Source organism: Caballeronia choica (genome assembly GCF_001544535.1).
Taxonomy (GTDB): Bacteria; Pseudomonadota; Gammaproteobacteria; order Burkholderiales; family Burkholderiaceae; genus Caballeronia; species Caballeronia choica.
In genome coordinates, this window is record NZ_FCON02000097.1 from 21,336 (window position 1) to 28,345 (window position 7,010).

The window sequence follows — 7,010 nt, forward strand, 5'->3', positions numbered from 1 at the left end:
TTTACTCGGGAGTTTCGTCTTCGGCCGTTTCCGCTTCTGCTTCCGTTTCCGTTCCCGTTTTCGCCTTTGCGGGCGCCGGCACGCGCTCGAGCACGGCCGCGAAGAAACCGTCGGTGCCGTGCTTGTGCGGCCAGAGCGAGAGATAGTCGCCGGTGTCGAGATCGATGCGCTGTTCAGCGAGAACCTCGCGCGCCGGAACGAGCTTGAAGTTCGGATGCGCTGCGAGAAACTGTGTGACGACGCCCTCGTTTTCCGCGTCCAGCATGCTGCAGGTCGCGTAGACCAAGCGCCCGCCGACCTTCACGAGTCGCGCCGCGCTCGCCAGAATCGAAAGCTGCTTCGGCGCCAGTTCAGCGACCGAATCCGGCGATTGCCGCCATTTCAGGTCCGGATTGCGGCGCAACGTGCCGAGGCCGGAACACGGCGCATCGACGAGCACGCGGTCGATCTTGCCCGCGAGCCGCTTGATCTTGGCGTCGTGTTCGCTGTCGATCAGCACCGGATTCACGTTCGACAAACCGCTTCGCGCGAGACGCGGCTTGAGTTTCGCCAGACGCCGGTCGGACACGTCGAACGCGTAGAGGCGGCCGGTGGAGCGCATCATCGCGCCAAGTGCGAGCGTCTTGCCGCCCGCGCCCGCGCAAAAATCGACGATCATCTCGCCGCGCTTGGGCGCCATCAGCGAGCACAAGAGCTGGCTGCCTTCGTCCTGCACCTCGATCCAGCCATCCTGGAACGGCTGCAGGCGCGTGAGCGCGGGCTTCCCCTCGACCCGCACGCCGTACGGCGCGAACGGCATTTCGCCCGCGTCGATGCCGGCCTCGGCCAGCGCCTTGATGACTACGTCGCGGGTCGCCTTGATCGGATTCGCGCGCAAATCGAGCGGCGCCGGGTAGTTCAGCGCGGCGGCAAGTTGCGCGAGTTCCTCGGCGTCGAAACGCTTTGCCATCGCGTCGTAGATCCACTGCGGCAGGTTCGTGCGCACGCGCACCGGCAGGCTCGCCGGGTCGATCTTCGAGACTTGCGAGAGCCACTGGTGCTCGTCGGCGGAAACGAACGGCTTCACCGCCGACAAGCCCGCCGTCTGCATCAGCCCGAGCAGCGCGAGACGCCGCGCCTGGTTGCCGCTGCCGCTCTCCGCGAGATGCGAGAACTCCATCTTCCGCCGCAGCACCGCGAATACCGCTTCCGCGATCACGCCGCGCTCGTTGTGCCCGAGCTTCGGATGCGCACGGAAAAAGCGGCTGGTGGCGGCGTCGGCGGGGCCGCTGAAGCGCAGCACGTCGGCCAGTAAGGTCTCGGTTTGTCCAATCAGAAATCCGTGCAGCCTCATACGCCCTCCCCGGCAATGTCGGCAAAGAGCCATTGCGGCTCCGGTGGCGTGAGCACGACGCGCTCGCCGTCGATGGTCAGACGACCTTCGACGAACCAGTGCACCGCACGCGGGTAAATAATGTGTTCGACCGCCAGCACGCGCGTGGCGAGCGCGGCGGCATCGTCGCCGGCGATCACCGGCACCGCGCCTTGCAGCACGATCGGCCCGTGATCCAGCTTCGGCGTCACGAAATGAACGCTCGCGCCGTGCACGCGCACGCCGGCGTCGAGCGCCTGATTGTGGGTCTTCAGGCCCGGAAAGCACGGCAGCAGCGACGGATGGATGTTCAGCATGCGCCCGGCGTAACGGTCGACGAAACCGTCGGTCAGCACGCGCATGAAGCCCGCCAGCACGACGAGATCGGGCGCAAACTGATCGATGGCGGCGGCGAGCGCCGCATCGAACGCGGCGCGATCCGCAAAGTTGCGATGATCGACGACCACGGTCTGGATGCCGTTCGCCGTTGCAAAACCCAGCCCGGCGGCATCCGGCCGGTTCGATACGATGGCGCAAACCTCGGCCGGCCAGCCGTCACGCGCGCATGCGCGCACGACGGCCTCCATGTTGGTTCCACGCCCGGAAATCAGAATGACGATTTTTTTCATCCGCGGATTTTATCATTCGACAGTGCGAAAACCGTGCCAAACCGCGCCCGCCCGCCGTGCATCCGTGCGAGCGTTTATAATCGAACGCTTTGCTGGATCAGCCCAAGCTTGAACACGAGCCTTCGTCCAACCACCGACCATCCGCCATCGTGAGAGTCTTTCGCGGCTTACCCAATGCCGAGAGCCGGGCGCCCTGCGCACTGACCATCGGCAACTTCGACGGTGTCCACCGCGGCCACCAGGCGCTGCTTGCTCGCGTGCGGGCCGCCGCCGACGCGCGCGGCCTGCCGGTCTGCGTGATGACCTTCGAGCCGCATCCCCGCGAGTTCTTCAATCCGGCCGGCGCCCCGCCGCGCATCGCGATGCTGCGCGACAAGCTGGAAGCGCTGCGCACGAACGGCGTCGACCGCGTCGTGGTCGAGCATTTCAATCACACGTTCGCGAGCCAGTCGCCGGATACGTTCGTCGAGAACATCATCGTGAACGGGCTGCATGCGCGCTGGGTCATGATCGGCGACGACTTCCGCTACGGCGCCAAACGCGCCGGCGATTTCGGTTCCCTGCAAGCGGCAGGCGAGAAGTACGGCTTCGAGGTCGAGCAGATGGCGACCGTCGCGCATCCGAACGGCGCGCGCATTTCGTCGTCGTCGGTGCGGGCTTCGCTCGTGGCGGGCGATCTCGATGCGGCGCACGTCGCGCTCGGCCGGCCGTATGTGATCAGCGGGCACGTCGTGCATGGCGCGAAGCTCGGCCGCGATCTCGGCTTTCCCACGCTCAACCTGCCGATCGCCCACAAGCGGCCGGCGCTCGCGGGCATCTTCGTCGTGCGCGTGCACGGGCTCGGACCCGAGCCGCTGCCGGCCGTCGCGAGCCTTGGCCTGCGTCCGACGGTCGACGATTCGGGCCGCGTGCTGCTCGAAGTCTTCGTGCTCGACTGGCACGGCGACGCCTATGGCAAGCTCGTGCGCGTCGAATTCCTGAAGAAGCTGCGCGATGAGCACAAGTTCGTCGACCTCGAAACACTGACGGCCGCGATCGCACGCGACGTCGTCCATGCGCGCGAATACTTCAGCGCGAACGGCGGCCCGGCCGCTCTCGCGAACGGCTTGATCAATGGCGGTGCCAGCGCCGGCGCAAGCGGCTTCGCCACCTCGGCGACCGATCGAATTAGGTGAGCGCGCGGCGCCTCGTTCCCGAGCGCCGCCCGCTGCCTCACTAGTCGAACCACGGCGCGCCTCACTCGGCAATCGACGGCGCCGCCCCACAGAATTCACACTGAGTCATCCATGAGCGACAAGAAAGCCTCTTCGAAGTCCGACGCCAAGCCGCAGTCGAAATATCCGGTCAACCTGCTCGACACGCCGTTCCCGATGCGCGGCGACTTGCCCAAGCGCGAGCCGGCGTGGGTCAAGGAATGGCAGGACAAGAAGATCTACGAGAAGATTCGCGCCGCGAGCCGTGGCCGCGAAAAATTCATCCTGCACGACGGCCCGCCCTACGCGAACGGCGACATCCACCTCGGCCACGCGGTCAACAAGATTCTGAAGGACATGATCGTCAAGGCGCGCAATCTCGCGGGCTTCGACGCCGTCTACGTCCCCGGCTGGGACTGCCACGGCATGCCGATCGAGATCCAGATCGAAAAGCAGTTCGGCAAGGCGCTGCCCGCCGCCGAAGTGATGCAGAAGGCACGCGCCTACGCCACCGAGCAGATCGAGAAGCAGAAGGCGGGTTTCCGGCGCCTGGGCGTGCTCGGCGACTGGGACAATCCGTACAAGACGATGAACTTCGTCAACGAGGCCGGCGAGATCCGCGCGCTCGCGAAGATTCTTGAGAAGGGCTATGTGTTTCGCGGCCTGAAGCCGGTGAACTGGTGTTTCGACTGCGGCTCGGCGCTTGCCGAGGCGGAAGTCGAGTACAAGGACAAGACCGATCCGACCATCGACGTGCTGTTCGCCTTCGCGGAACCGGAAAAGACCGCGCGGGCCTTCGGCCTTGCCGCGCTGCCGAAGGCGGAGGGCGGCATCGTCATCTGGACGACGACGCCCTGGACCATTCCCGCCAACCAGGCGCTCAACGTGCATCCGGAGATCGCGTACAGCCTCGTCGATACGTCGCGCGGGCTGCTGATCCTCGCGGAAGAGCGCGTCGAGGAGTGCCTGAAGAACTACGGCCTCACCGGCACGACCCTCGCGACCGCCAAGGGCGAAAAGCTCGCGAACCTGCGCTTTCATCACCCGCTCGCGTCCGCGCATCCGGGCTACAAGCGCACGGCGCCGGTTTATCTCGGCGACTATGTGACGACCGAAAGCGGCACGGGCATCGTGCATTCGTCGCCGGCTTATGGCGTCGAGGACTTCGTGTCGTGCAAGGCGCACGGCATGGCGGATTCCGACATCATCAACCCGGTCTTGGGCGACGGCCGCTATATCGAATCGCTGCCGCTCTTTGGCGGCCTGTCGATCTGGAAGGCGAATCCGCGAATCGTCGAAGTGCTGGCGGAAATGAATTCGCTGCTCAAGTCCGAGAAGTACACGCACAGCTACATGCACTGCTGGCGCCACAAGACGCCGATCGTCTATCGCGCGACCTCGCAGTGGTTCGCCGGCATGGACGTGAAGCCGAACGACAGCGCGAAAACCCTGCGCGAAACCGCGCTGGAAGGCATCGAGGCGACCGCGTTCTATCCGTCGTGGGGCAAGCAGCGTCTCTACAGCATGATCGCGAATCGCCCGGACTGGACGCTCTCGCGCCAGCGCCAGTGGGGCGTGCCGATGGCGTTCTTCGTGCACAAGGAAACCGGCGACCTGCATCCGCGCACGCTGGGATTGCTGGAAGAAGTGGCGAAGCGCGTCGAAGTGAGCGGCATCGAGGCATGGCAGACGCTCGATCCGCGCGAACTGATCGGCGACGATGCCAATATGTACGAGAAGAACCGCGACACGCTCGACGTCTGGTTCGACTCCGGTACGACGCACTGGCACGTGCTGCGCGGCTCGCACAAGGACTCGCTGCAGTTCCCGGCGGACCTTTACCTCGAAGGCTCGGACCAGCATCGCGGATGGTTCCATTCGTCGTTGCTGACCGCATCGATGCTCGATGGCCGGCCGCCTTACAACGCGCTCCTCACGCACGGCTTCACCGTCGATGGCGAAGGCCGCAAGATGTCGAAGTCGCTCGGCAACGGTGTCGATCCGCATGAAGTGTCGAACCGGCTGGGCGCGGAAATCATCCGCTTGTGGATCGCCTCGACGGATTACTCCGGCGAACTCGCGATTTCCGAGGAAATCCTGAAGCGCGTGACGGAGACGTACCGGCGCATCCGCAACACGCTGCGCTTTTTGCTCGCGAACCTGTCGGACTTCGATTTCGAGAAGGACGCGCTGCCGGTCGAAGACTGGATCGAACTCGACCGCTACGCGATCGCGCTTGCGCAGAACCTGCAGGACGATGTGCTCGCGCACTACGAGAAATACGAGTTCCATCCGGTCGTCTCGAAGCTCGCGACGTTCTGTTCGGAAGACCTGGGCGGCTTCTACCTCGACGTATTGAAGGATCGTCTCTACACGACGAAGCCCGATTCGCGCGAGCGCCGCGCCGCGCAGACCGCGCTCTATCACATCGCGCATGGCTTGCTGCGGCTGATCGCGCCGTATCTGTCGTTCACGGCGGAAGAGGCGTACAAGGTGCTGAAGCCCGGCCAGGACACGATCTTCACCGAGGTGTACCACGCCTATCCGCAGGTGCCGAAAGCCGGCGAACTGCTCGACAAGTGGACCCTCGTGCGCTCCGCTCGCGGCGACGTCACGAAGGCGCTCGAAGAAGCGCGCACGGCGAATGCGATCGGATCGTCGTTGCAGGCGGAAGTCGAAGTACGCGCGAGCGGGGCGCGGTACGACGCGCTTGCCAGCCTTGGCGCGGATCTGAAGTTCGTGCTGATCACGTCGGCGGCCGCGCTCGTGAAAGTTGACGGCGAAGCGGACGAAGGCGTCGAAGTGCATGCGTCGAAGTATCTGAAGTGCGAGCGCTGCTGGCATTACTGCGCGGATGTCGGCGCGAATGCCGAGCATCCGGGACTTTGCGGCCGGTGCCTGTCCAACCTCTTCGGCTCCGGCGAAACGCGGGGCGCAGCATAATGGCAAGAACGATGGCGAAACAAAGCAGTGGTTCTCTTGCGCCGTGGCTTGGCGTCGCGGCAATCGTGATCCTCTTCGACCAGTTGACGAAGATCGCGGTCGCTCGCGTGTTTGCTTACGGCGAGCCGCACGCGCTTACGCCGTTTTTCAATTTGCTGCTGGTGTATAACCGCGGCGCGGCGTTCAGCTTCCTCGCGGCGGCGGGCGGCTGGCAGCGCTGGGCGTTCACGGGGCTTGGCGTCGTTGCGGCGATCGTGATTGGCTATCTGCTGAAGCGGCATGCTGCGCAGCGGCTCTTTTGCACCGCGCTTGCGCTCATCATGGGCGGCGCGATCGGCAATGTGATCGACCGGCTCGCGTATGGTCACGTGATCGATTTTCTCGACTTTCATGTGAACACTTGGCATTGGCCGGCGTTCAATCTCGCGGATAGTGCGATCACGGTCGGCGCTGTGTTGCTCGTGTTTGATGAGCTCCGGCGCGTGCGGGGAGCACGGTAGGGCATCGCTGGCGCTTGGGGTTGAGTTGGGGTGTTTACGCCGTTTGATGTTTTTGCGCTTCTATGGAACTTGTTTTGTTTTTGGTTTATTAGCTCTGCCCCTGTCCGGGGCGGGACTCACTTTCTTTGCTGCTGCAAAGAAAGTAAGCAAAGAAAACAGCTTCCCACCGCCAATGCTTGCCATGCGTCGTAGCCCGTTATGTCGGAGTGGTCCAACCGGGGGAGTGTCGTTAGCGGGGTTTCATCGTTGTTGGCATGTAGAAAAGGCGCGCACGTCGCACCGCGACACGGAGTGGATCAGCAGTCATTCATCCGTCTTGGCACTGCGTGCCCGACGACAGGTTCGCTAAGCGGTGAATTGAAGCATGAGCAAGCACAAACGCAGGATGGTGATA

The 7,010-nt window shown here is 64.2% G+C and carries 5 protein-coding genes; 3 read left to right on the top strand and 2 right to left on the bottom strand.

Features of this window, described 5'->3' with window-relative positions; translation table 11 throughout:
* Window position 1 precedes the first annotated feature (1 nt).
* Both AWB68_RS30060 and purN read right to left on the bottom strand, forming a co-directional pair.
* Window positions 2–1,333 carry an RsmB/NOP family class I SAM-dependent RNA methyltransferase gene (locus AWB68_RS30060; RefSeq protein WP_087647960.1) on the bottom strand — a complete coding sequence of 444 codons (1,332 nt, stop codon included), beginning with the start codon at window positions 1,331–1,333 and terminating at the stop codon, window positions 2–4.
* Window positions 1,330–1,980: a phosphoribosylglycinamide formyltransferase gene (gene purN, locus AWB68_RS30065; RefSeq protein ID WP_087647961.1), complete on the bottom strand. Its 651-nt coding sequence runs from the start codon at window positions 1,978–1,980 to the stop codon at window positions 1,330–1,332. Before purN ends, AWB68_RS30060 begins: the two co-directional genes overlap by 4 nt.
* A 149-nt stretch (window positions 1,981–2,129) precedes the next feature.
* Between purN and AWB68_RS30075 the strand changes: the two genes are divergently transcribed.
* The 3 genes from AWB68_RS30075 to lspA all read left to right on the top strand — a co-directional run bounded on the left by AWB68_RS30075 (window position 2,130) and on the right by lspA (window position 6,616).
* A complete protein-coding gene (locus tag AWB68_RS30075; RefSeq protein ID WP_087647968.1) occupies window positions 2,130–3,155 on the top strand; it encodes a bifunctional riboflavin kinase/FAD synthetase in 1,026 nt (341 codons plus the stop codon).
* Window positions 3,156–3,266: 111 nt separating this feature from the next.
* A complete protein-coding gene (gene ileS, locus AWB68_RS30080) occupies window positions 3,267–6,116 on the top strand; it encodes an isoleucine--tRNA ligase (RefSeq protein WP_087647962.1) in 2,850 nt (949 codons plus the stop codon).
* A complete protein-coding gene (gene lspA, locus AWB68_RS30085) occupies window positions 6,116–6,616 on the top strand; it encodes a signal peptidase II (RefSeq protein ID WP_087647963.1) in 501 nt (166 codons plus the stop codon). The genes ileS and lspA overlap by 1 nt, the downstream gene beginning before the upstream one ends.
* The last annotated feature ends 394 nt before the right edge of the window (window positions 6,617–7,010 follow it).